We start from the raw sequence: 23,619 nt of genomic DNA, 5'->3' as shown, positions 1-23,619 counted from the left end.
TTAGGGCGAAAGGCGGATTCGGCAACAGCGCGATAATAGAAATTGGCCAATCGTTATTCGCTCGGCAGAGCGAGGGCATGCCAAGCAGGCGCTAGGAAACTGCTGGCCCGCCGACAGGTTGCACCAAACCAAAACAAAACCCCGCACGCGGCGGGGTTTGTTGGCGGCCTGAGACGCGCTCAGTGCAGCTTCAAGCGCGGTTCGGTCGGTCGGCCGAACTGGTCGCTCAACATCAGCATCAACGTGCGTGGAACGCCGTACAGGGCCGTCTGGTGCATGCGGTAGAGCGATACGTAGAACATCCGCGCCAGTCGTCCTTCCAGCATCACGTTGCCGGTCAGGTTGCCCATCAGGTTGCCGACCGCACTGAAGCTCGACAGCGAGATCAGCGAGCCGTAGTCGCGGTAGGTGTATTCGCTTTGCGGCTTGCCATCCAGCAGGCGACACAGATTCTTCGCGAGCAGGCTGGCTTGCTGGTGGGCGGCCTGCGCACGCGGTGGCACAAACTTGCCCGGCTCATCGGTCGGGCAGGCGGCGCAGTCGCCGAAGGCATAGATGCGTTCCTCACCGTTGACCTTAAGGGTACGGTCGACCTCCAACTGATTGATGCGATTGGTCGGCATGCCCAGCGTCGCTAGGAACGCCGGTGCACGGATGCCCGCGGCCCAGACCTTGAGGCTTGCGGGAATCTCCTCACCATTGCCCAGGATAAGTCTGTCGGCCTGGACTTCCTTGACCGGTGAGCCAGTGTGCAGGTGGACGCCAAGATCGCGGAGAATCTCGGTCACCGGGCCGCTAATGCGTTCAGGCAGTGCCGGTAGCAGGCGCGGGCTGGCTTCGATGATGTTGATGTTGAGGTCTTCCGGGTTGATCCGGTTGAAGCCATAGGCCCGCAGCATCTGGGCTGCGTGGTGTAGCTCTGCCGATAGTTCAACGCCAGTGGCGCCGGCACCGATGATTGCCACGTTGATGGGCTCTCGTGCCGTGCCGGCTTCGCCGGCTTGCGCCTTCATGTACTGATTCAGCAGCCGGCGATGGAAGCGCTCTGCCTGGGCGCGGGTATCGAGGAACAGGCAATGTTCAGCGGCGCCAGGGGTGTTGAAGTCATTGGTGGTGCTGCCGACCGCAATCACCAGGTAGTCGTAGTCGAGCTCGCGCGGCGCGATCAGCTCGTCACCGTTTTCGTCGTGGATGGAGGCCAGCTGGATAGTCTTGCGCTCGCGATCCAGGCTGGTCATGGCCCCCAGCTGAAAGCTGAAGTGGTTCCACTTGCCCTGGGCAACGTAGTTGAGTTCATCTTCGGTCGAGTTGAGCGAGCCGGCGGCGACTTCATGCAGCAGCGGCTTCCAGATATGCGTCATGTTGGCATCGACCAGGGTGATCCTGGCCTTGCCCTTGCGGCCGAGCTTGCGGCCCAGACGGGTGGCGAGCTCAAGGCCGCCAGCGCCACCGCCGACAACGACGATGCGGGGAGGTGTTGCAGAAGACGTGTTGGAGTCTGACATCTTGGTTTCTCACGGATAATGGAAACGGGCGTCAGTCAACGGCCGGGTTCAGGCACGACGGGTGTCAGGGCTGGAGTGGCAGGCAGTGATCGGTTGCCGGGTGATCAGGCAACCGCGAACTGGGCCAGCAGGCGTGACAGCAGGCCCAGACCGACAACCGACCCGACGACGATGGCGATCAGGATCCAGACGCGAAACGGTCGTCGCTCGACCCGGTGAACCGGGGAGGACAGATACTCTTCAACGCGTTTCTGGTCTTCGGGATACAGTCGACTGGGCATCTGGGCGGCCTTCTTGTGGTCGGTGCAGTACGTTGCTGCGGGCAGGCTTGACTGACTTTGCGGTCATTCTAGACCCTTGCCCAGCCGATTGCATTACTCCTTTGGGTCTGCCTGCTATCATCGCTGCCATCGGATCAGGAGGTCGCCATGTTGTCCGCCACACTACTGACACCACTGCAGTCGTTGCTTTGCCTGCTGGTTTATGGCGGCGCCACGTTTTGGGCGCTGACCCGGGTCAGCTGGGTTGAGCTGGTTGCCGATAGTCGTCGCCAGCACCTGTTCTACGGCAGCGCCTTTGCCCTGGGTGTGCTCTGGCTGGTGCGGCGGGAGTTCGACAGTGGACTGACCATCCACTTCATTGGTGTCACCGCAGTTACGCTGATTCTCGATTGGCCACTGGCGCTGGTTGCCGGTGCGTTGGCCCAGCTTGCGCTGGTGGTGCTGGGGCAGGATGACGCTGCTGCGCTCGGCGCTAACGGCATTCTACGATTGCTGGTGCCGGTGCTGATCACCATTGGTATGTCGCGCGCGCTGGAGGCGCGTCAGCCGCGTAACCTGTTCCTCTATATCTTTATTAGCGGCTTTTTTGCTGCCGGGTTCAGCGCTGTTGGCACCGTGCTGACGGGGATGGGCTTGCTGCACTGGTCAGGTCAGTTGCAGCCACCGGATAGTCTGGTGGAGCTGTTGGGCTATCTGTTGCTGGTCATGTTTCCCGAAGGGTTTGTAAATGGCACGGCAATCGCCGCGCTAATTGTCTTTCACCCGGACTGGGTTGAGACGTTCAATACAGATCGCTACCTGCAAGCGCCACTGGACGACGATAAATCCTGAGACAGATCAATGTCGTGTGGCGCTCCCGGTGTTCAAATGAACGTCCATAGAGGAGAGATCACATGTCTGCTTACAAGATTGCACAACAGGTGATGGCTGAAGCCATCGAGAAGGCTGCTGCCGCGGGTTATGACGAGCAGGCGCTGGCACGGGCGCTGATGAGCGAAGTGATTGCTGTCTACAAGAAGGGGCGCACCCAGCAGGATATTGCCAGTGAGCTTAACTTCCTCGCCAACAACCTGGATGACGATGAGGAATACGCCTTCATGCGCCCCTGAGCGGAGCGCACGAATGCGTGCGGGCAGACAGTGGAAGGCGGGGTGCGGTATGCGGTTCGCTTTCCCTTCGACTGCTAGTCGCGGACCTCAATGACGCCGTCCGCACTGACCGTAACATCGGACTGACCACCCTCGACCTGCGGGGCTCCACCGGCCATGTCGGCGGCCATCATGACCTTTTCGGCGCGGTAGCGCATTGGCTGCATGTACTGGGTGTTGAGGTTGAGATTGACGATCTTGTAGTCGCTGCCGCCTAGGCTGCGAGTCGCGATATCGGCACGGGACTTGAACGCTTCGATTGCCTTGGCAATCAGTTGGTCTTCGGTCTGGCGGCGGCTGTCGGCGGACAGGCTGAACTGCATGCCGCTGAGGCTGAGCTCTCCGAGCATCTCGCCGGTCAGCGCTGAGATGGCGGCAAAGTCGCTACCTTCGATGCTGATTTCGCCGCGTTCACGCCAGGCAACGATGTTTTCACCTTTCTCGTCGTAGACCGGGTGGCTGCTGCGATTGCCACTGCTGACGCGGATACCGCTGGCCTTGCGGGCGGTCTCCAGGCCAGCGTTAAGGCGGCGGGTGACGGTTTCGGCCAGTTTGGCCGGGTCGCGGTCCTGGGCTTCGGTAAAGAAGGTGACCTGCATGGTGTCGTGGTTAACCGCCTGCTCGACCTGCGCACGCAACGAGATCTGGTTGTAGCGGATGTCATCAGCCTGGGCTGCGCTGGCGAGCAGCGAACCGGCTAGCAAAAGGCCTGTCATTGGCAGAAACAGTTTACGCATGATGTTCTCCTTGGTCATCGCACGTTCAGACCTGAATAACCGCGGCAGGTTCCCGATTCTCCCGCGCACGGGTTTGTGCGACCCTGTGTCACCTCGGTCCCGCTGGGCGGGCTGTTTATACTGGAGTTTTTGCGTGCCGCACCGAACCCTCATGAGCCCCAATACTCTGGCCCTGTCCCCCTCCAGTCAGAACCTCTGGCGTCTGGTTCTGATCCGCCTGCTGGTACTGCTGGCCCAAAGTGTTTCGGTGATGGCGGCCTACCTGAGTGGCTGGTTCCCGCTGCCTTGGACGCCTCTGCTGATTACGCTGAGTGTGTCGGCAGGGGTGAGTATCCTCACGTTGCTGCGATTGCGCAGCAATTGGCCGGTAACCAGTATCGAATATGCGCTGCAGCTGCTGTTCGACATGGCTGTTCACAGCGTACTGCTGTATTACTCGGGCGGCCCGACGAACCCCTTCGTGTCCTACTATCTGGTGCCGCTGACCATCGCTGCGGCCACCTTGCCCTGGTTTTTTACTGCGGTGCTGGCGATTGTTGCCGTCACCGCCTACAGCGCATTGCTGATCTGGTATATGCCGCTGAATGCGTTTGAAATACCCGCAGGTGGGGGCTTGGTGAATTTGCACGTGATTGGCATGTGGCTCAACTTTGCCATGAGTGCCGGGCTGATCAGTCTGTTCGTCGTGCGTATGGCCGATGCCTTGCGGCTGCACGCAGACCGGCTGGCCGAGCGCCGTGAGCAGAGCGTGCGTGATGCCCAGTTGCTGGGGATTGCCAGCGTGGCGGCGGGCGCTGCCCATGAATTGTCGACCCCGCTGTCGACCATGAGTGTGTTGCTCAAGGAGATCAGTAAGGACTATTCAGATCCGCTGCTGCAGGAAGATCTCGCGGTGCTGCAGGAGCAGGTCAAACTATGCAAGGAGAGCCTGCAACACATGGTGCGCAGCGCCGAGGACAGCCGCCGTCAGCCGGAGAAAATGCAGCCTGGCGACGACTGGCTGCGGGCGCTCCTGGCGCGTTGGCAACTGATGCGGCCGGAGGCCTCGTGGCAGTTGCAACCACTGCCTGAGGGTGAGGCGCCGCTGCTGCGCGCGACGCCCGAGCTGGGGCAGGGCATTCTGAATTTGCTCAACAATGCCGCTGATGCCTGCCCGGACAATATTCAGATCAGTCTGCACTGGGATAGTAGTCAGTTGACCCTGCGTATCCGTGATCATGGCCCGGGTGTGCCTTTGCACATTGCTGAACAGCTGGGCACCGCTTTTGTTACCACCAAGGGCAAGAAAGGTTTCGGGCTGGGCTTGTTCCTCAGTCAGGCGGCGGTGTCGCGGCTGGGCGGGAGTGTAAAGCTGTTTAATCAGGATGGCGGTGGTACCCTGACCGAAGTACGGTTGCCGGTGGTGACAGGAGAGCTTTGATGACTGAAGAAATGAACCAGGAAGACCTGCCGTTGTTGTTGATGGTTGATGACGACCCGACCTTCACCCGAGTGATGGCGCGGGCGTTGAGCCGCCGTGGTCTGCAGGTTGAAACCGCAGGTGGGGCTGAGGAAGCCATGCGCATTGCCCGTGAGCGCCGCCCCGATTACGCGGTGCTGGACCTGAAGATGGAAGGTGACTCTGGTCTGGTGTTGATGCCGAAACTGCTGGAGCTGTATCCGGATCTGCGTATCGTGATCCTGACTGGCTACTCAAGCATTGCCACCGCTGTGGAAGCGATCAAGCGCGGTGCCTGCAACTACCTGTGCAAGCCGGCTGACGCCGACGACGTGCTGACCGCGCTGTTGTCGGAGCAGGCCGATCCCGAGTCTCTGGTGCCCGAACACCCGATGTCGGTTGACCGGTTGCAGTGGGAACATATCCAGCGCGTACTGGCCGAGCATGACGGCAATATCTCCGCGACCGCCCGGGCGCTAGGTATGCACCGTCGTACCCTGCAGCGCAAACTGCAGAAGCGGCCGGTGCGACGCTAGCGCGTCGCGCCAGCTGCAAGCCGCTCATAATGTGTTCGCCTGCTAGGCCGTCAAATGTTTCCTAAAAGACTTTGACGCCATTGCCCGCCTCAAGAAAAACCACGCGATTAGCATCAGCGCGGTTTTTTCTTGTAGCTTGTAGCTTGCGGCTAAGCGCGCGCCAGGGGCGCGCTCAGCCGTTCTGCCGAATACCCGTGATAATCCACGGTTGATTGTCGCCATCGGCGCGCTCCAGCGCCCAGCTCTCATCAAACCACTGGCCGGCGTCGTCGGCGCTATCACGATCCAGACCGTTGAAGCTGACGGTCACCAGGGTGCGTCCGTTGCTCTGGCTGACACCGTCCAGACGGGCGGTCAGTTCGTCCACGAAGCCGTTGGCAGTCGGTGGCTGCTCTTCGCGGGCGGCCAGCAGCTGTTGCAACAGCTCGGGGCTCAGGTATTCCGCCATGCCGGCGCTGTCACCGTCACGCCAGTGACGTTGCAGGGTGTAGAAGTGCTCTTTGGCCCCGCGCAGGAATACCTCGGCGTCGAACCAGGATGGTGCGTCAATCGGCGCAGGTGCTGGCGCGGCAGGTTGCGCGACATGTGCGGGTTCCCAGTTCTGTACCGGCTCGCGTGGCATGGCGGCACCACCGGCCGGTTGCCATTGCGGTTGGCGCTGCTGGGCAGCCTGCGGGCGACGGCTGAACAGCTTGAACAGGACAAAGGCGATCAGGCCGAACAGCAGGATGTCGAACAGCTGCAGGCCCTCGAAGCCATCACCGAACAGCATGGACGCGAGCAGACCGCCCGCAGCGATACCGGCCAAGGGGCCAAGCCAGCGGCTGGCACCGGAAGTGGCGGCACCAGCCGTCTGTTGCTGGCGGCCGGGCGCGGCCTGCTGATCGCGTGGAGTGGCCTGGCGTTGCGCCGGTTGACTCTGATGGGTTGGCGAGCTGCCGAAGCTCTTGCCACCACCCAGACGACGGGCTTCAGCATCAGGTGTGCTGACGACAACCATCAGCATCACGGTAAAAAAGGGGAGCAACCAGCGCATGTAAAACCTCCGAATACAGGGGACGCCAAGTTTGCCAAAGAGGCGCAGGCAAGGAATGGCTTTAGTGTGTATGGTTGTTTCAGACAACCGAAATAAGCGGGAGAGTGACCATGTTTACAGCGATGCGTGCCGAGCGAATGGAGGGCTTGCACTTCTTTTCCGACGAGACGACCGGGCTGGAAGCCATTGTTGCGATCCATAACACCCAGCTTGGTCCGGCGCTCGGTGGCTGCCGTTACCTGGCGTACAACAGCGTCGAGGATGCCATTGCCGACGCCATGCGGCTGGCCCGTGGCATGAGTTACAAGGCCGCTCTGGCTGGACTGGCGCAGGGTGGGGGCAAAGCGGTGATTCTGCGGCAGCCCCACGTGGCCAATCGAGCGGCACTGTTCGAGGCCTTTGGTCGCTGTATCGAGTCGTTGCGCGGTGGCTATATCACCGCGATGGACAGCGGTACCAGCAGCGCCGACATGGACTGCATCGCCCAGCACACTGCCCACGTGACCAGTACGTCCCATGCTGGCGACCCCTCACCGCATACCGCGCTGGGTGTGCTAGCGGGTATTCGCTCGGCGGTGCGGGCCCGACTTGGGCAGGATTCGCTGAGCGGAGTGCGGGTTACCCTGCAGGGACTCGGTAATGTGGGGTATGCGCTGGCGCAACTGCTGCAGGCCGAGGGGGCTGAACTGCTGGTGGCTGATCTGGATCAGGGCAAGGTACGGCTGGCAGAAGAGGAGCTGGGTGCCCAACCGTTGGCCCTGGATGCGGTTTTTGAGGCGCCCTGTGACGTGTTCGCCCCTTGTGGTTTGGGTGGCTCAATCAATCAGCGCAGTGTTGCTCAGCTGCGTTGTGCCGTGGTCGCAGGCGCGGCGAACAATCAACTGGTTGATGCCGAGATGGCGGACCAACTGATGATGCGTGACATTCTTTATGCGCCGGACTACGTGATCAATGCTGGCGGCCTGCTGCATGTAGCGCTGACGCACCAGGGTGTCGGTGCCGGTGAAATCGCAGGCCGGGTCAAAAACATCGGCAGTCGGCTTGACTCGATCTTTGAGCAGAGCCGTGCCGACGGCCAGTCACCTGCCGTGGTGGCTGACCGGCAGGCGGAGCAGCTGCTTTACAGCGAGGGTAGGTTCTGATCACTCCAGTTTGAAGCGCTGACGCATTCGCTTGTCGAGGATCGAGGTGGGCAGCCAGCGCTTGAGGCGCACCATGCTGCGTGCGCCGGAGCCGATTAGTACGTTCTCAGGACGCACCGGGTTACGGATGTAGCCGAGCAGCTCGCGGGCAAAGTCCTTCGCACTGGTCGAACGGGCGTTCTGCGAGGCCTTGGCACGTGCCTGTACGGCCTTTTCCCAAGGTTTGAACCAGGAACTGTCGGCCATGGTAATCGCCGCGGTGGCGTTGTTGCCGAAGTCCGAGGCGATGGCGCCGGGCATGACTGTCATGACCTGAATGCCGAATGGGTGCAATTCCATGCGCAGTGCATCGGAAATCGCATGCAGCGCTGCTTTGGACGCGCAGTAGACTCCGGAGAACGGCGTGGTGGTAACGCCGGAAACACTGCCGATATTGACGATCAGACCCTTGGCGGCGCGCAGCAGCTCGGCGCTGTCGCGCACCAGCTGCAGCGGGGCAAAGACGTTGGTGTCGAACTGGCGCAGCAGGGTGTCGCGATCAGCATCCATGATCGGGCCCATGGCACCGTACCCGGCATTGTTGACCAGCAGGTCCAGACGCCCGGCCTGCTCGCGAATCTGCTCGACACACTGCTGACGCTGAGCTGCGTCATTCACATCGAGATCGATGGCGATGGCGCCCTTGTCGGTGAGCGGGGTCAGGGTGTCGATGCGTCGCGCGGCGGCAAACACCTGATAGCCCGCGTCCAGGCAGGCCAAAGCGAGAGCCTGGCCAATGCCGGACGAACAGCCGGTGATCAGGGCGACGGGTTGGGTCATGAAACGCTCCTTATTGTTCTTTGATGAAGTCGGCCCGTACCGCATCGGCACGGTATTCCAGTTCGGACTCACGATAGCCGCGGCGCAGCCGCGGAAGACTGTAACAGACCAGGGTGTCGGCGCCAGGCAGCAGATCGGGGCCTAGGGTGAAGCGCTGATCGCTGCTGGCAACGTCGACCAGATTGGAGTTGTAACCGGGCTGGTTGACCCATAGCTGCCAGCTTATATTGCGCGCGGTCAGTTCACCGCCGTTGTGGATGCGGACGGCCAATGGCTGACCGAACGGACAGTCGGCGGGCTGGTAGCTCAGATCGAAGGCGAGATGGTCGATGCGCTGGCTTTGCTGCCACTGCAGCACACCCATGATTGCACCGAGCAACAGGCCGAGGCCGGCGACTACCGCACTTACCGGCAGCATGACCCGCGGAAAACGCAGCAGCAGTACCAGCCAGATCAGAAACAGGGCTATGCCATAAGGCATGATTCGGTCCTCCTTGGAGCAAGCTACAACTCTAGCAAGCTGCAGGGGGCGGCGGCGACCACTGAAACAGCTCGCAACTGTTCTGCCAGCAGCGCACGCTGAATTGTTCAAGCGGTTCAGCGCGTAGCGTCGCCAGTTCGGCGGCGATCTGTGGGAGCAGGGCGGGGCTGTTGCGTTGCTGGGCATGGAAAGCGGGAGCCATGTCGGGCGAGTCGGTTTCCAGCACCAGTTGATCGGCCGGCAGCTGTGCAATGGTCTGGCGCAGCCGGGTTGCCTGCGGCCAGGTGGCAGCGCCTCCAAGGCCGACTTTGAAGCCCAGCTTGTGGTACTCGCGGGCCTCCTCCGGGCTGCCGCTGAAAGCATGGATGATGCCGCCGCGCACGGGACGGTAGCGCTTGAGTATGGCGATCACATCGGCGTGGGCGCGGCGCACATGCAGCAGGCTGGGCAGACGGCAGTCGACCGCCAGTTGCAACTGGGCCTCGAACAGGTGCTTTTGGGCGGTACGGTCTGCATCCTTGTGCCAGTAATCCAGCCCGTATTCGCCAACGGCGCAGCAGCACGGATCGTCCAGGCGGTCGGCCAGAGCCTGCTGCAGTGCTGTGATGTGCTCGGCACGGTGCTCGCTCATAAACATCGGGTGCAAGCCAAAGGCGGCGAACAGGTTGTCGTGCTGCTGACAGAGCTGCCAGACCCCGTCCCAGTTGGCACGGGTGACACCCAGCACCACTAGCCGCTCGACGCCAAGACGCGCGCAGTCGCTCAGCACCTGATTGCGATCGGAGTCGAAGGCAGCGAAGTCGAGATGGGTGTGGGTGTCGATATAGCGCATGGGGGAACGCTACGCTCACGCGTAGCGAGCTGCAAGCCGGAAGCCGCTGCGCGGCTCAGCTGCAAGCTACAAGCTACAAGCTACAAGCTACAAGCTACAAGCGAAAAGCGAAAAGCGAGGATAGGCTGTGGGCCCTGCGGGATTGCGGTGGGGGTTATCGCGGTCGTTTGCAGTTGCAGTGCCCTCAAACCACCCGCGCAGCTGGTGACCGCACGGGTGTTACTTGCAGCTTGAGGCTTGTAGCTTGCAGCTGAGCCGCGTAGCGGCTCAGTGATGCTCTCGCGTAGCGCGGAAGTTGATTTCCGGCCAGCGTTCTTCGGTCAGGCTGAGGTTGACGCGGGTCGGCGCCAGGTAGGTCAGGTGGCCGCCGCCATCGACCGCGAGGTTCTCGGTCGCCTTCTTGCTGAACTCGTCGAGCTTCTTGCTATCGCTAGACTCGACCCAGCGGGCGGACCAGACGTTCACCGGCTCGTACATGCACTCGACCTTGTACTCCTGCTTCAGGCGCTCGGCTACGACGTCGAACTGCAGCACACCCACCGCGCCGAGGATGATGTCGTTGTTGCGCTCGGGGAAGAACACCTGGGTGGCGCCTTCCTCTGCCAGTTCCTGCAGGCCCTGACGCAGCTGCTTGGATTTCAGCGGGTCTTTCAGGCGCACGCGGCGGAACAGTTCCGGGGCGAAGTGCGGAATGCCGGTAAAACCGATCTTCTCGCCTTCGGTGAAGGTGTCGCCGATCTGGATGGTGCCGTGGTTGTGCAGACCGATGATATCGCCGGCCCAGGCTTCTTCCAGATGCTCGCGCTCGGCGGCGAAGAAGGTCAGCGCGTCGGCAATGCGCACTTCCTTGCCGGTACGCACGTGGTGCAGCTTCATGCCTTTCTCGTAGCGGCCGGAACAGATGCGCACGAAGGCGATACGGTCGCGGTGCTTGGGATCCATGTTCGCCTGAATCTTGAACACGAAACCGGTGAACGGCGCTTCGGTCGGCTGTACTTCGCGCTCGTGGCTGGCACGCGGCTGTGGCCGCGGCGCCCAGTCAACAATGGCGTCCAGCACCTGATCCACACCGAAGTTGCCCAGGGCGGTACCGAAGAAGACCGGGGTCAGTTCGCCCTTGATAAAGGCGTCCTGATCGAACTCGTGGCAGGCACCCTGAACCAGCTCCAGCTCTTCGACAAAGTTGTCGTACAGATCGCCCAGATGGGCACGAGCTTTGTCCGAGTCCAGGCCATCGATCACTTGTTGCTCGGTGCGCTCGTGGCCGTGGCCCGGGACGTAGACAATGATCTTGTCTTCAGCCAGGTGGTAGACGCCCTTGAAGTCGCGGTAGCAGCCAATCGGCCAGGTGATCGGTGCGGCTTTGATGTTCAATACCGCCTCGATTTCGTCGAGCAGTTCGATCGGGTCGCGGATGTCGCGGTCGAGTTTGTTGACGAAGCTGACGATGGGCGTGTCGCGCAGGCGGCAGACGTCCATCAGCGCGATGGTACGTGGTTCGACACCCTTACCGCCGTCGAGCACCATCAGCGCTGAGTCGACCGCGGTCAGGGTACGGTAGGTGTCTTCCGAGAAGTCTTCGTGGCCGGGGGTGTCGAGCAGGTTGACCATCGCGTCGCGATAGGGGAACTGCATCACCGAGGTGGTCACCGAAATGCCCCGCTCCTTTTCCATCGCCATCCAGTCGGAGGTGGCATGGCGGTCGGATTTACGCGACTTGACCGTGCCGGCCACGCTGATCGCCTGGCCCATCAGCAACAGACGTTCGGTGATGGTGGTCTTACCCGCATCCGGGTGGGAGATGATGGCGAAGGTGCGCCGTTTGGCGACTTCTTTTTCGATGGCGTTGGACATGTCGGCTACTGAGTAGTGGCGGGACGCGGTCGCTGCGCTGTGCAGCCCGGGTCCGGACGAGGCTTGAAAAATAGCTGCGTATTGTCGCTGATCGGGCGGGGGATGACAAAGGCTAAAACGTGTACAGCGCCCGGTGTCGCCCGCCAGCAGTTTGAACTACCATTGCGGTCACGAGTGAGGGCGACCATGCACGACGATTTTGGCGACAACCTGCGGCTGCTGTGCAGCTACTACAAGTCCACCGCCGAGGTGTGTCGACGGCTTGGTATCAACCGCCCTCAGTTCAATCGCTATTTGAACGGCATCAATCGACCGTCCGACAGCACCATGCGGCGACTGTGCGATTTTTTCGGCGTTGAAGTACACGAGATCTTGCTGCCGCACGGGCAGTTTCGGCGGTTGATCCAAGTCCGTCCGCAGCAGGGCGAGCGAACGGTGTTGGTGCCGTTACAGCCCGACTCGCTGGAGCAGCAGTACTTGCAGCGGCTGAATAGTGTCGGCCAAAGCGGGTTAGACAAGTATCTGGGCTACTACTTCGAGTACTACCTGTCGATGGCCTATCCCGGCAGCATCCTGCGCACGCTGGTGTGTCTGGAAGAGCACGACGGCAAGACCTATTACCAGCGCACCGAGCGGATTCGCGAGCGGCCGGGCAGCAAGCCGTTTCATGGCGTGTATCGCGGCATGGTGCAGTTTCTGTCGGACCGCATCTTTCTCGCCGACTATGAAACCCTCACCAACTTCGAGATGACCCAGACCGTGCTCTATCCTTCGTTCCGCAACCGGGTGGATCGGCTGACGGGCCTGCGTATCGGTGTGTCCGGCAGCGGCGAGCGGGTGCCGTGCTGTACTCGGGTGCTGTACGAGTATCTCGGCCGGGAGGTGGATCGCCAGCGGGTACTGGCGCTGTGCGGGCTGTACGCCTGTGATGACCCGGCGCTGGATGCGGATATCCGGGCGGCGATCCGCAATGACATCGGCCCGGGAGAGTGGCACTTCCGGGCGCGGTTTTAGATCGACCGTTCGTCGCTCAGGTTGAGTGACCAGTCGCGGATCACGGCTGCCGCGTCGCGGCCACCCGCGAGCAGCCAGTGCAGTTTGCAGAACGCCGCTTCCGGCGTCATGTCACCGCCACTCAGCACACCCTGATTCACCAGACCTGCGCTCGCGGCATAGGCGCCGGGGCTGATGCCGCCCTGCAGGCACTGGGTCACGTTGACCACCACCTTGTTGCGGGCGCTGGCGCGTTTGATGAAGGCGGCGAACGCCGGGTCGCGACTGGGTACGTTGCCGGCACCAAAGCTCTGCAGCACCACCGCTTTGCAGGCGTTGTCGGCCAGAATCGCGTCGTACAGGACTGCCGGCATCGAGGGATGCAGGCAGAGCATGGCAACCGCGCCCGGCTGGAAGTCGAGGGCGGCGGCTTCGCGCGGATGACGGCTGGCGATGGCTTCGCCAAGAAGTCGCTCGGCATGGAGCTGCGGGCGGATATTGAGTTCGGCCAGCGGCGCCGCATTGGGGGTGTCGAAGGCCTGAAACTGCTGGCTGCTGACCTTGCGCAGGCGACTGCCGTTGAGCAGTCGGTTGTTGAACACCAGGCCGACATTGCGCAGGCGCGGCCCGGCTGCCAGTTGCAGCGCCGCCTGCAGGTGCGCTACCGCGTCGCTGCGCGGCAGCCCGAGCGGCACCTGCGAGCCGGTGAACAGCACGTTGCGTTCGCTGGCGCCGAGCATGAACGACAGCGCCGCGGCGCTATAGGCCATGGTGTCGGTGCCGTGCAGAATGATGAAGCCGCGGTAACGATCCCAATGCTCGGCCAGCAGACCGGCCAGTTGTTGCCAGTGACCGGGCGTGAGGTCGGCGCTGTCGATTAGCGGATCGATTTCCAGCAAGTCAAAGGCGGGCAGCTGTTGCAGGCTGCTGCCCAGTTGCTGTTCGATGCGCTGGCGCAAACCGGGGGCCGGTGCCAGCCCGTGTGGGCCGGGCACCATGCCGATAGTACCGCCGGTGTGCAGGATCAGCACCTCGCTGGTCATGAGACGGCCTTTTGCGGGGCCAGCATCGACTGCGGGCTCAGTAGCAAATTGAGTTCCGATTCGCTCATCAGGTTCTCCTCAATGATCAGGGCCTTGATCGTGCTGCCGGTCATCAGCGCGGTGTGGGCGATGCGCGAGGCGTTGCTGTAGCCGATGTGCGGTACCAGCGCGGTGATGATACCGATGCTGTTGTCGACGTGGGCGGCGCAGGCCTGCTCGTTGGCGATAATGCCACGAATGCAGCGATGTTCGAGCATCTGGCAGGCTTCCTTGAGCATCTTCAACGAGTTGAGCAGGTTGTAGATGATCATCGGCTCCATCGCGTTAAGCTGCAGCTGCCCGGCCTCCGCGGCCAAGGTCACCGCCAGATCGGCAGCGATGACCTGATACGCAGTCTGGTTCATCGCCTCGGGAATCACCGGGTTGACCTTGCCCGGCATGATCGAGGAGCCGGGCTGCATCGGCGGCAGCTGGATTTCACCGAGCCCTGTGCGCGGGCCGCTGGAGAGCAGGCGCAGGTCGTTGCTCATTTTGCTCAGCTTGATCGCCAGGCGCTTGAGGATACCGGAGAAGAACACGAAGGCACCCATGTCGGACGTCGCCTCGACCAGGTTGCAGGCCGGGACCAGCGGCTTGCCGGACACCTCGGCCAGCCGTGCGACCACTTTGGCCGAGTAGCCGTCCGGGGTGTTGATGCCGGTGCCAATGGCGGTGCCGCCCAGGTTGACCTCACACAGCAGCGCGCAGGCTTCGCGGATGCGGTCGATATCTTCGCCGAGTTTGACGGCAAAGGCGTCGAACTCCTGGCCGAGGGTCATCGGAACGGCGTCCTGCAGCTGGGTGCGGCCCATCTTCAGGATATGCGCGAACTCGCGGCCCTTGTCTTCCAGTGCGGCCTTCAGCGAGGCCAGCGCGGGCACAAAGTTGTCGGCGGCAAACTGAATGCCGAGGCACGCGGCGGTCGGGTAGGCGTCGTTGGTCGACTGCGAGCGGTTGACGTCGTCATTCGGATGCAGATAGCGGTACTCGCCACGACCGTGCCCGAGCTTGGCCAGTGCGACGTTGGCGATCACCTCGTTGGCGTTCATGTTGGTCGAGGTGCCGGCGCCGCCCTGAATGACGTCGACGATAAACTGATCGTGATACAGACCGCTGGCGATGTCTTCGCAGGCGGAGACGATGGCGTCGGTCTTTTCCTGACTGAGCAGGCCGAAGTCGCGGTTGGTCAGCGCCGAGGCCTGTTTTACCTGCGCCAGTGCCTGAATCAGTTCCGGGAAGTGGGAAATCGGCACCCCGGTAATGGCAAAGTTGGCCGCCGCACGCAGGGTCTGGATGCCGTACCAGGCATCTTCGGGTACATCGAGATCACCAAGCAGATCGTGTTCTGAACGGGTATTCATGGGTGTGCTTCCAGAGGAAACGGAGCGCCGGGGATCCGGCGCTCGGGGCAGGGGTCAGTGGTTGTCTTTGCGCTGGCTGGCCGGCCAGGACTCGTGGTCCAGATCCAGGTCGGCGTACTCTTCAGCGTGGAAGGTCGGCGTCTTGTTGCCGCTCTTGAGCTGTCGGTCGTAGTCGGCGAGCACGCGCTTGCCGGTCTTGAACAGCAGGGTCAGGGCAACCAGGTTGACCAGTGCCAGCAGGCCCATGGTCAGGTCGGCGAAGCCGAATACGGTACCCAGATCCATGATCGCGCCCAGACAGCACAGGCAGATCACCACCACCCGAAAGCCGTTCATGACGAACTCGTTGCTGCGGCCGGTGGTCAGGTAGCTGACGCTGTTCTCACCGAGGTAGTAGTTGTAGAGCACGGTGCTGAAGCCGAACAGCAGCATGGCAATGCTGACGAACACACGGCCCCATTCGCCGATATGGGTTGCCAGCGAGGCCTGGGTCAAGGCCACGCCCTGACTGGCGTCGCCCAGCGTCGGGTCATAGGCGGTGCCCATCAGAATGATCAGCGCGGTGCAGGTGCACAGCACGATGGTGTCGATGAAGACCGAGAACGACTGCACCACACCCTGATTGGCCGGGTGCGGGACGAAGGCCACCGCCGCCACGTTGGGCGCGCTGCCGAGACCCGCTTCGTTGGAGAACAGGCCGCGCTTGACGCCCATCAGGATTGCCGCGCCGATACCGCCGCCGACCACCGGGCCAATGCCGAAGGCGCTTTCCACAATCAGCTTGAGGGTCGCGGGAATCTCGCTGAAGTTCAGACCCAGTACCACCACCGCGATCAGCAGGTAACCGCCCGCCATGATCGGCACCAGCACCTCAGCGACCTGAGCGATACGTTTGACGCCGCCGAAGATGATCAGGCCGACCACCAGTGCCAGACCGATACCGCTGTAGTACAGCGGAATGCTGAACGCATCCTGCAGCGAGGTGGCGACTGCGTAGGACTGCAGGGCGATAAAGCCGATACCGAAGGTCACCAGCAGCAGCACCGAGTAAACCATCGCCAGCCACTTCCAGTTACGGCCCAGACCGCGTTCGATGTAGTGGGCCGGGCCGCCACGGTAGGCACCATCCGGTTCGGCGGTCTTGTACAGCTGGGCGAGGGTACATTCGATAAAGCTGGTTGCCATGCCCATCAGGCCGACAACCCACATCCAGAAGATGGCGCCAGGGCCACCCAGGGTGATAGCCACCGCGACACCGGCGATATTGCCGCCGCCAACCCGGCCGGCAACCGACAGGATCAGGGCTTGAAAGGAGCTGAGGTGGCGTCCGTCCGCCTCATGATGGTTGGCAGTGAGAATGCCGAACATCTTGCCGAAGTAACGAAACTGCACGAAGCGGGTAGCGAAGGTGAACCAGATACCGATGCCGACCAGCAGAGCAATGAGGACCTTGCTCCACAGCAGGTCGCTGAGGGCGGATAGCATGACTAACTCCTTTCGGTGAGCCGAATTTTATTGTGGATTGGGCAGGCTCATTGAAGCGTGTGACACCACGCTTGGGGAGTTTGTAACTTGATACGACATGATGCTTTCTGATGCTTTCTGATGCTTATTCAGCACCAGAAAGCATCTTTTTTTCTCAGGCGACGGTCTCCAATGCCTCGTCGCGCAGCACCACCAGCGGCTGACCGGCCTGTACCCGCCCACCGGGCTGCTGCAGCACGTGGGTTACCACGCCATCGCACGGCGCCTGCAACGGGATCTCCATCTTCATTGATTCGAGAATCAGCAGGGTTTGCCCGGCCTTGACGGTATCACCGACCTTGACCTCGGCCTGCCACAGACTGCCGGATACTGGGCTGTCGACGCCGACGCTGTCTTCCGGCCAGCTGACATCCTCGTCGCTGCTTTCCAGCTCCTCGCTTTCGAAGTTGAACTGGCCGTTGGCATGCCACTGGCGCAGTTCTTCGGCGAACGCCGCGTTGCGCTGCTGCTTGAAGGCGTCGATGTCGTCGGCGTTGTTGGCAATAAAGGCTTCGTGTTCGGCCTGGCTGAACTGGCTTTCCTCGATGCGCAGCGGGTAGCGGCCCTGCGGGAAGTCGCGGCGAATCTGCTGCAGCTCCTCGTGGCTGACTTCGTAGAAACGGATCTGGTCGAAGAAGCGCAGCAGCCACGGTTTGCTGAACTCGCGGGTCTGGCGGTAGCGGTTCCACATCTGCAGGGTACGGCCGACGAACTGATAGCCGCCGGGGCCTTCCATACCGTAGACGCAGAGGTAGGAGCCGCCGATGCCGACCGAGTTCTCGGCGGTCCAGGTGCGCGCCGGGTTGTACTTGGTGGTCACCAGGCGGTGGCGCGGGTCGGTCGGTGTAGCCACCGGCGCGCCGAGGTAAACATCGCCCAGGCCCATGACCAGATAGGACGCCTCGAACAGCACCTTCTTGACGTCGTCGATGCTGTCCAGGCCGTTGATGCGGCGGATGAACTCCAGGTTGCTCGGGCACCAGGGCGCGTTCTTGCGCACCGACTGGGTGTATTTTTCGATCGCCAGCTGGCAGGCCTCGTCATCCCATGACAGCGGGATGTGCACGATGCGCGAGGGCACCGCCAGTTCATTGAGGCGTTCCGACAGCGCCTGCTCGGCCTTGAGCAGGTGATCAAGCAGGGCGTCATGGCTCAATTGCTGGCTGTCGAAATGCACCTGCAGTGAGCGGATGCCCGGTGTCAGTTCACGCAGACCTGCCACCGGGTTCTGCTGCAGCCACTGCATCAGCGCGTGGGCGCGGAAACGCAGGCGGATATCCAGCATCTGCTCGCCGTACTCGACCAGCAGGAAGTGGTCGCCGGCGGCGCGGTAGACGATCTCGTCGCCGAACTGCTCGGCGGGCAGGCGCTTGAGAATCGGCGTGTCTGCCGCCACCGGTTGCCATTCAACCGGCTTGGCGGCCAGCGCGTTGATCTGCTCGATCTGCGCGGCTTCCAGTGCGACCGCCTGGTCGATGCTGACCGGTACGAAGCGCACGGTGTCGCCGGCGCGCAGCTGGCCGAGCTTCCACAGGTCGGCGGTAATCACGGTCGCGGGGCAGACGAAGCCACCCAGTGACGGGCCGTCCGGGCCGAGGATCACCGGCATGTCGCCGGTGAAGTCGACGGTGCCGAAGGCGTAGGCGTTGTCGTGGATATTGGACGGGTGCAGGCCGGCTTCGCCGCCGTCCTTGCGCGCCCATTCCGGTTTCGGGCCGATGAGACGTACGCCGGTGCGGCTGGAGTTGTAGTGAATCTCCCAGTCGGTGGCGAAGAAGCTGTCGATGTCCTTGCCGGTAAAGAAGTCCGGCGCGCCGTGCGGGCCGTAGATTACCCGCAGCTCCCACTGGTTGCTGATCGCCGGGCGCAGCTCGCTCGGTACTTCTGCCGCCGCGACCGGGCTGCCTGCGGCACTCAGGTGCAGCACGTCACCGGTGCGCAGCGCGCGGCCGTTGTGGCCACCGAACTGGCCGAGGGTAAAGGTCGACTTGGAGCCCAGATAATCCGGGCATTGCAGGCCGCCGAGCACCGCCAGATAGGCGCGGGCACCGGCGTCCTTGATGCGGCCGAGGGTCAGAGTCTGGCCAGCAGCGACGTCGATCACCTGCCAGGGCGCAATCGGCTGGTCATCCAGTTTGGCGTCGATCGCGGCGCCGCTCAGCACGATCTGGCTGGCGCTGGCAAAGCGCAGGGTCGGGCCCTGCAGGGTGATTTCCAGCCCGGCGGCGTCGGCCGGGTTGTTCAGCAGGCGGTTGCCGAGGCGGAAGGCGTAGCTGTCAAACGGACCGCACGGCGGTACGCCGACATCCCAGCTGCCGGTGCGGCCCGGAAAGTCCTGAATGGTGGTCTGGGTGCCGCCGGCCAGCACGTCGATGCGCGCCGGCTGAAAGCGGAAGCTGTTGAGGTAGCGGGTGGTGACCTCGCCAGCCAGCAGCGCCGGATCGCGGGTCAGCGCACGCAGGTAGTCGAGGTTGGTTTCGCTGCCGTACAGGCGGGTCGCGTCCAGGGTGTTCTGCAGTTTGGTCAGCGCCGCAGCGCGGTCTTCAGCGTGGACAATAACCTTGGCCAGCATGGGGTCGAAGTAGGGCGGTACTTCCAGCCCGGACTCAATCCAGTGGTCGATGCGGATGCCGTCACCGGACGGGAAGGCCACTTCGCTGAGCAGGCCGGCGCAGGGCTGGAAGTCGCGGAACGGGTCTTCGGCGTACAGGCGTACCTGAATGGAATGGCCCTTGGGCGCAAGACTGGCGCGGCGGGCGTTCAGGTCGAGCTCTTCGCCGGCGGCAAGGCGCACCATCCATTCGACCAGATCAACGCCGTAGACCTCTTCGGTGACGCCGTGCTCAACCTGCAGGCGGGTGTTCACCTCAAGAAAGTAGAACTGGTGGCTGTCGGCGTCGTAGATAAATTCGACGGTTCCGGCGTTGCGGTAGCTGACGCTGGACAGCAGCTTCTCAGCGGTCGCATGCAGCTCGCTGCGCACCGTGTCGCTCAGGTTCGGTGCCGGGCACTCTTCAACGACTTTCTGGTTGCGGCGCTGGCTGGAGCAGTCGCGCTCACCGAGTGCCAGCGCGTTGCCCTGGCCATCGGCAAACACCTGTACCTCGATATGCCGGGCGCGGGCGATGAATTTTTCCAGGAACACGCCATCGTCGGCAAAGTTGCTGGCGCCAAGGCGCTTGACGCTGTCGAAGGCGCCGGACAGCTCGTCTTCACTGTGGCACAGCTGCATGCCGATACCGCCGCCACCGGCGGTGCTCTTGAGCATGACCGGATAGCCGATACGCGCGGCTTCTGCCTTGGCAGCAGCCAGATCGGTCAGCAGGTCGGTGCCCGGCAGCAGCGGCACATTGGCCTGCTCGGCCAGCTCGCGGGCGCGGTGCTTGAGACCAAAGGCCAGCATCTGTTCGGGCGTCGGGCCGATGAAGGCGACACCGGCGGCCTCACAGCGGCGCACGAAGTTGGCGTTCTCGCTGAGGAAGCCGTAACCGGGATGGATGGCCTGGGCGCCGGTTTCGGCGGCGATGGCCAGCAGTTTATCGACCTGCAGGTAGGTGTCGGCGGCAGCGCCTTCGCCGAGGCTGTAGGCCTCGTCGGCCAGCCGCACATGCAGGCTGTCGGCGTCGCATTCGGCGTAGACGGCAACGGAGCCGACGCCGAGCTTGCGCAGGGTGCGGATGATACGGGTGGCGATGGCGCCACGGTTGGCGATCAGAACCTTGTTGAACATGTCGCTAGCCTCTGCCGGGCCGTCCCAGGCTGCTTCTTACGACAGTGGTCGTCCACTGAAGATGTTGTGTCTCGTTGCGTCGCCGCTGCTTAGTTCCAGACGAGGAGTTCTACCGGCGTCGGGTTATAGCCGTTGCACGGGTTGTTCAGCTGCGGGCAGTTGGAGATCAGGATCACCACGTCCATCAGCGCGGTCAGCTCGACATACTTGCCGGCGCCGGATATGCCGTCTTCAAAGGTCAGGCCGCCTTCGGCGGTAACCGGGACGTTCATAAAGAAGTTGATGTTGTGGGTGATGTCGCGCTTGCCGATGCCGTACTGCGGGTTCTCCGCTACGGCCAGCATCCAGCTGTCACGGCACGAGTGCATGCAGCGCTTTTCCAGGTCGTAGCGCACGGTGTTGCTTTCGCTGGCGCAGGCGCCGCCGAGGGTGTCGTGGCGGCCGCAGGTGTCGGCGACGATTTCCAGCATCGGGTTGTTTTCATTTGAGCGGATTACCGAACCGGCGGTCAGGTAGACGTTGCCCTGTTCGCGGATGGTGTCGGTGGCGCTGTAACGCTCGACCGGATTGGCGGCGCTGAAGAACAGGGTGTCGGCGGCCTGATTGCCTTCCAGATCCAGCAGACGCAGGGTCTGGCCGGCCTTGACGATGCCGATGTAGTAATCGCCAGCGCCGATGGTGGTGCGCGAGGCGGCGTTTTCGGGGAGCAGGGAGCTGTGCTTGATCATGGTGTCCTCGCTTACTTGCCCAGGTGGTACAGGGCGTTGTTCTGGAAGCCGCGCTGGTTTTCCGGGCGGAAGTTGCGGCAGAAGTCGTCATCACTGACCGGCGCGGCCTGGCTCAGCTCGATGCGTACCGGGGTGTATGGGTAGCTTTCAGCGTTGCTGAGCGGGTGCGGGCAGGTATGCAGCACGACCAGCGTGTCCATTTCGAAACGCAGGGCGACCTGACTGCCAGCCTTGCTGTGGCCGCTGACCAGTTGCATGCGGCCTTCGTCGTCGGTGGCGACCTTGCTGAACAGGTTCAGGTTGGCGGCCATGTCGGCGCGGCCCAGGCCGTATTTGGCCAGCTCGACGAGGAAGGCGTCGTAGCCGTTCTGGTGCCATTCGTTGCGGGCGTTCTGGTAGTCACGCGCGCCCCAGCGCTCGGCCACCTGCGCGGCGTTGCTGTTGCCGCAGACGCTTTCGTGCCAGCCCAGATCGTCTTCGACGATGGAGGCGAAGATGCGGCCCATGTCGGAGTACAGGCAGTTGCCCCGGGTCAGTTTGAAGGTGTGCTGGCACTTGAGGGTGTCGGGCGCGTTGTAGCGCTCCAGCAGGTTTTCCGGGTTGTAGAACAGCATGCCAACGTTGGCGTCGCCGGCCAGGTCGGTCAGGCGCATCAGGGTGCCCTTGCGTACGCGCAGGGACCAGTGGCTGGCGCCGGGGATGTCGGTGGTATAGGTATTCAGCGTCATCTGCCTTGTCTCCGTGATTCGGTGGCTCAGCTGGCGGCTTCGGCCAGCAGCGGGGCAATGGTTTGTTCGGTGGTTTGCGGCGCCGGCTGCCGGGCGCGGTGGTCGATCGGCAGGTCGTAGGTAATGGTGGCGCCAAAGGCTTGCGGTGCGTGCGGGTCATGCCGCACCTTGTCGAACACCCACAGACGGGTGCCGAGGTGAAAGCCTTCCTTGATGTCGTGGGTGACCATAAAGATGGTCAGCTTGTGTTCCTGCCACAGGCGCAGCACCAGCTCGTGCATGTCGGCGCGGATGCCGGGATCGAGTGCGCCGAAGGGTTCGTCCAGCAGCAGGATGCGCGGCTTGCCGAGCAGCGCCTGGGCAATTGCCAGACGTTGCTTCATGCCGCCAGACAGTTCGTGCGGGTACTTCTTCAGCGCGTGGCCAAGGCCGACCTCGGTGAGAATCGCTTCGGCGTCCTGCCGGGCCTGCTTGCGCTTGCTGCCGAACAGGTAGCCGGTGAGGCCGCGTTGGGCGAAGCCGACCGCCGCCATGACGTTCTCCAGCACGGTCATGTGCGGGAACACCGAGTACTGCTGAAACACGATGCCGCGATCCGGGCCGGGCTCGGAGGCAATCGGCTTGCCGTCGAGCAGCAGCTCGCCGCTGGTCGGTGATTCGGTGCCCAGCAGCATTTTCAAAAAGGTGCTCTTGCCGCAGCCGGAGGCGCCGACCAGGGTGACGAACTCGCCTTCGGCGACGGTGACGTTCAAGCGTTCCAGCACTGGGTTGCCGTCGTAGCTCTTGCCGACGTTCTTGACTTCAATCATCAGTGGGCTCCTTGGGCGTTCCACGGGAACAGGCGGCGCGACAGGGTCGCCAGCAGCCAGTCGAAGAGGAAGGCCAGCAGGGTGATCCAGGCGACATACGGCAGGATCACGTCCATCGACATGTAGCGACGGACCAGAAAGATGCGGTAGCCCAGACCGTCGGTGGCGGCGATGGCCTCGGCGGCGATCAGGAACAGCCAGCCGGCACCCAGCGACAGACGCACGGCGTCGATCAGCTTGGGCATCAGTTGCGGCAGCAGCACGCGGACCATGATTTGGCTGGTGTTGGCGCCGAGGGTCTGCGCCTTGACCAGTTGCTCGCTGGGGATTTCCTGGGTGCGGCGCTGCAGGTCGCGGGCGATGAACGGGGTGATGCCGATGGCGATCAGGATCACCTTGGAGGCTTCACCCAGCCCGAACAGAATGAACAGCACCGGCAGAATCGCCAGCGGCGGTATCAGTGACACTACCGTCAGCAGCGGGCTGACCCCGGCGTGTACCAGCGGCAGGGCGCCGGTAAACAGCCCCAGCGCCAGGCCGATGGCGGCGGCGATCAGCACGCCCAGACCGAGGCGCTTGAGGCTGCTGGCGGTGTCCTGCCAGAACAGGTATTCGCCGGTGCGCTTGCTCGGCTCCAGCGCCATGCGGTCAATGGCTTCACCCATCTGGCTGAACGCCGGCAGCAGCTTGTCGTTGGCGTTCTCGGCCAGCCGTGCGTCCGATGCAATCACATACAGCAGCAACAGCAGCGCGAACGGCAGCAGGCCAAGGAACAGCCGGCTGGCCGGTGGTGGTGTGAGATTGATCAGTCGCTTCATATGCATCCCGCTGGGGCGCGCAACTGCGCCCGGTGTG

22 protein-coding genes are annotated in these 23,619 nt (G+C 62.8%); 6 read left to right on the top strand and 16 right to left on the bottom strand.

Annotated features, from left to right (window positions below; all coding sequences use genetic code 11):
- Nucleotides 1-179 precede the first annotated feature (179 nt).
- Complete coding sequence (locus C1949_RS13225) at nucleotides 180-1,505, bottom strand: NAD(P)/FAD-dependent oxidoreductase (protein WP_104738940.1); 1,326 nt, start codon at nucleotides 1,503-1,505, stop codon at nucleotides 180-182.
- Between the two features lie 104 nt (nucleotides 1,506-1,609).
- Nucleotides 1,610-1,786 (bottom strand): DUF3094 family protein, encoded by a 177-nt coding sequence (locus C1949_RS13220; RefSeq protein WP_104738939.1) that lies wholly within the window; start codon nucleotides 1,784-1,786, stop codon nucleotides 1,610-1,612.
- A gap of 147 nt (nucleotides 1,787-1,933) precedes the next feature.
- Here C1949_RS13220 and C1949_RS13215 point away from each other — a divergent pair, with 147 nt between their 5' ends.
- Together C1949_RS13215 and C1949_RS13210 are read left to right on the top strand one after the other, a co-directional pair.
- Nucleotides 1,934-2,617 carry an energy-coupling factor ABC transporter permease gene (locus C1949_RS13215; RefSeq protein ID WP_104738938.1) on the top strand — a complete coding sequence of 228 codons (684 nt, stop codon included), beginning with the start codon at nucleotides 1,934-1,936 and terminating at the stop codon, nucleotides 2,615-2,617.
- Between the two features lie 62 nt (nucleotides 2,618-2,679).
- A complete protein-coding gene (locus tag C1949_RS13210) occupies nucleotides 2,680-2,895 on the top strand; it encodes a hypothetical protein (protein ID WP_104738937.1) in 216 nt (71 codons plus the stop codon).
- A gap of 74 nt (nucleotides 2,896-2,969) precedes the next feature.
- Here C1949_RS13210 and C1949_RS13205 read toward each other — a convergent pair whose 3' ends face one another.
- Nucleotides 2,970-3,671 (bottom strand): SIMPL domain-containing protein, encoded by a 702-nt coding sequence (locus tag C1949_RS13205; RefSeq protein WP_104738936.1) that lies wholly within the window; start codon nucleotides 3,669-3,671, stop codon nucleotides 2,970-2,972.
- A gap of 151 nt (nucleotides 3,672-3,822) precedes the next feature.
- Between C1949_RS13205 and C1949_RS13200 the strand changes: the two genes are divergently transcribed.
- On the top strand, nucleotides 3,823-5,091 hold the full coding sequence (locus tag C1949_RS13200; RefSeq protein WP_104738935.1) for an ATP-binding protein: 1,269 nt from the start codon (nucleotides 3,823-3,825) through the stop codon (nucleotides 5,089-5,091).
- Nucleotides 5,091-5,645, top strand: a complete 555-nt coding sequence (locus tag C1949_RS13195; RefSeq protein ID WP_104738934.1) for a response regulator transcription factor — start codon at nucleotides 5,091-5,093, stop codon at nucleotides 5,643-5,645. Before C1949_RS13200 ends, C1949_RS13195 begins: the two co-directional genes overlap by 1 nt.
- Nucleotides 5,646-5,817: 172 nt before the next feature.
- Here C1949_RS13195 and C1949_RS13190 read toward each other — a convergent pair whose 3' ends face one another.
- Nucleotides 5,818-6,681, bottom strand: coding sequence for a Tim44 domain-containing protein (locus C1949_RS13190; RefSeq protein WP_104738933.1), 864 nt, complete (start codon nucleotides 6,679-6,681; stop codon nucleotides 5,818-5,820).
- Nucleotides 6,682-6,791: 110 nt separating this feature from the next.
- On the opposite strand from C1949_RS13190, the gene C1949_RS13185 reads away from it, so the two are divergent.
- Entirely contained in the window at nucleotides 6,792-7,823 is a 1,032-nt protein-coding gene (locus C1949_RS13185; RefSeq protein WP_104738932.1) for a Leu/Phe/Val dehydrogenase, read from the top strand.
- On the opposite strand, the gene C1949_RS13180 is transcribed toward C1949_RS13185, so the two are convergent.
- The 4 genes from C1949_RS13180 to C1949_RS13165 form a co-directional block, all read right to left on the bottom strand.
- Nucleotides 7,824-8,642, bottom strand: coding sequence for an SDR family oxidoreductase (locus C1949_RS13180; RefSeq protein WP_104738931.1), 819 nt, complete (start codon nucleotides 8,640-8,642; stop codon nucleotides 7,824-7,826).
- A gap of 10 nt (nucleotides 8,643-8,652) precedes the next feature.
- On the bottom strand, nucleotides 8,653-9,123 hold the full coding sequence (locus C1949_RS13175; protein ID WP_104738930.1) for a multidrug transporter: 471 nt from the start codon (nucleotides 9,121-9,123) through the stop codon (nucleotides 8,653-8,655).
- 31 nt (nucleotides 9,124-9,154) lie between these two features.
- A complete protein-coding gene (locus C1949_RS13170) occupies nucleotides 9,155-9,955 on the bottom strand; it encodes a TatD family hydrolase (protein ID WP_104738929.1) in 801 nt (266 codons plus the stop codon).
- Nucleotides 9,956-10,222: 267 nt separating this feature from the next.
- Complete coding sequence (locus C1949_RS13165; protein WP_104738928.1) at nucleotides 10,223-11,809, bottom strand: peptide chain release factor 3; 1,587 nt, start codon at nucleotides 11,807-11,809, stop codon at nucleotides 10,223-10,225.
- Nucleotides 11,810-11,995: 186 nt separating this feature from the next.
- Here C1949_RS13165 and C1949_RS13160 point away from each other — a divergent pair, with 186 nt between their 5' ends.
- A complete protein-coding gene (locus tag C1949_RS13160; RefSeq protein ID WP_104738927.1) occupies nucleotides 11,996-12,823 on the top strand; it encodes a helix-turn-helix transcriptional regulator in 828 nt (275 codons plus the stop codon).
- On the opposite strand, the gene C1949_RS13155 is transcribed toward C1949_RS13160, so the two are convergent.
- The 8 genes from C1949_RS13155 to C1949_RS13120 all read right to left on the bottom strand — a co-directional run bounded on the left by C1949_RS13155 (nucleotide 12,820) and on the right by C1949_RS13120 (nucleotide 23,582).
- A complete protein-coding gene (locus tag C1949_RS13155) occupies nucleotides 12,820-13,845 on the bottom strand; it encodes an asparaginase (RefSeq protein ID WP_104738926.1) in 1,026 nt (341 codons plus the stop codon). The genes C1949_RS13160 and C1949_RS13155 overlap by 4 nt on opposite strands.
- A complete protein-coding gene (locus C1949_RS13150) occupies nucleotides 13,842-15,245 on the bottom strand; it encodes an aspartate ammonia-lyase (RefSeq protein ID WP_104738925.1) in 1,404 nt (467 codons plus the stop codon). The genes C1949_RS13155 and C1949_RS13150 overlap by 4 nt, the downstream gene beginning before the upstream one ends.
- 54 nt (nucleotides 15,246-15,299) lie before the next feature.
- Entirely contained in the window at nucleotides 15,300-16,730 is a 1,431-nt protein-coding gene (locus tag C1949_RS13145; RefSeq protein ID WP_104738924.1) for an alanine/glycine:cation symporter family protein, read from the bottom strand.
- 154 nt (nucleotides 16,731-16,884) lie between these two features.
- Nucleotides 16,885-20,499 (bottom strand): urea carboxylase, encoded by a 3,615-nt coding sequence (uca, locus tag C1949_RS13140; protein WP_104738923.1) that lies wholly within the window; start codon nucleotides 20,497-20,499, stop codon nucleotides 16,885-16,887.
- Nucleotides 20,500-20,588: 89 nt separating this feature from the next.
- Nucleotides 20,589-21,227: an urea amidolyase associated protein UAAP2 gene (locus tag C1949_RS13135; protein ID WP_088274640.1), complete on the bottom strand. Its 639-nt coding sequence runs from the start codon at nucleotides 21,225-21,227 to the stop codon at nucleotides 20,589-20,591.
- Nucleotides 21,228-21,238: 11 nt separating this feature from the next.
- Nucleotides 21,239-21,955, bottom strand: a complete 717-nt coding sequence (locus C1949_RS13130; RefSeq protein WP_104738922.1) for an urea amidolyase associated protein UAAP1 — start codon at nucleotides 21,953-21,955, stop codon at nucleotides 21,239-21,241.
- A 26-nt stretch (nucleotides 21,956-21,981) separates the two neighbouring features.
- On the bottom strand, nucleotides 21,982-22,764 hold the full coding sequence (locus C1949_RS13125) for an ABC transporter ATP-binding protein (RefSeq protein ID WP_104738921.1): 783 nt from the start codon (nucleotides 22,762-22,764) through the stop codon (nucleotides 21,982-21,984).
- Nucleotides 22,764-23,582 carry an ABC transporter permease gene (locus tag C1949_RS13120; protein WP_088274645.1) on the bottom strand — a complete coding sequence of 273 codons (819 nt, stop codon included), beginning with the start codon at nucleotides 23,580-23,582 and terminating at the stop codon, nucleotides 22,764-22,766. Before C1949_RS13120 ends, C1949_RS13125 begins: the two co-directional genes overlap by 1 nt.
- Nucleotides 23,583-23,619 lie beyond the last annotated feature (37 nt).

The organism is Halopseudomonas oceani, from assembly GCF_002903165.1.
In the GTDB taxonomy this organism is placed as follows: Bacteria; Pseudomonadota; Gammaproteobacteria; order Pseudomonadales; family Pseudomonadaceae; genus Halopseudomonas; species Halopseudomonas oceani.
The sequence above is the reverse complement of the archived record's forward strand: the minus strand, read 5'-3'. Positions and strand labels throughout refer to the sequence as shown.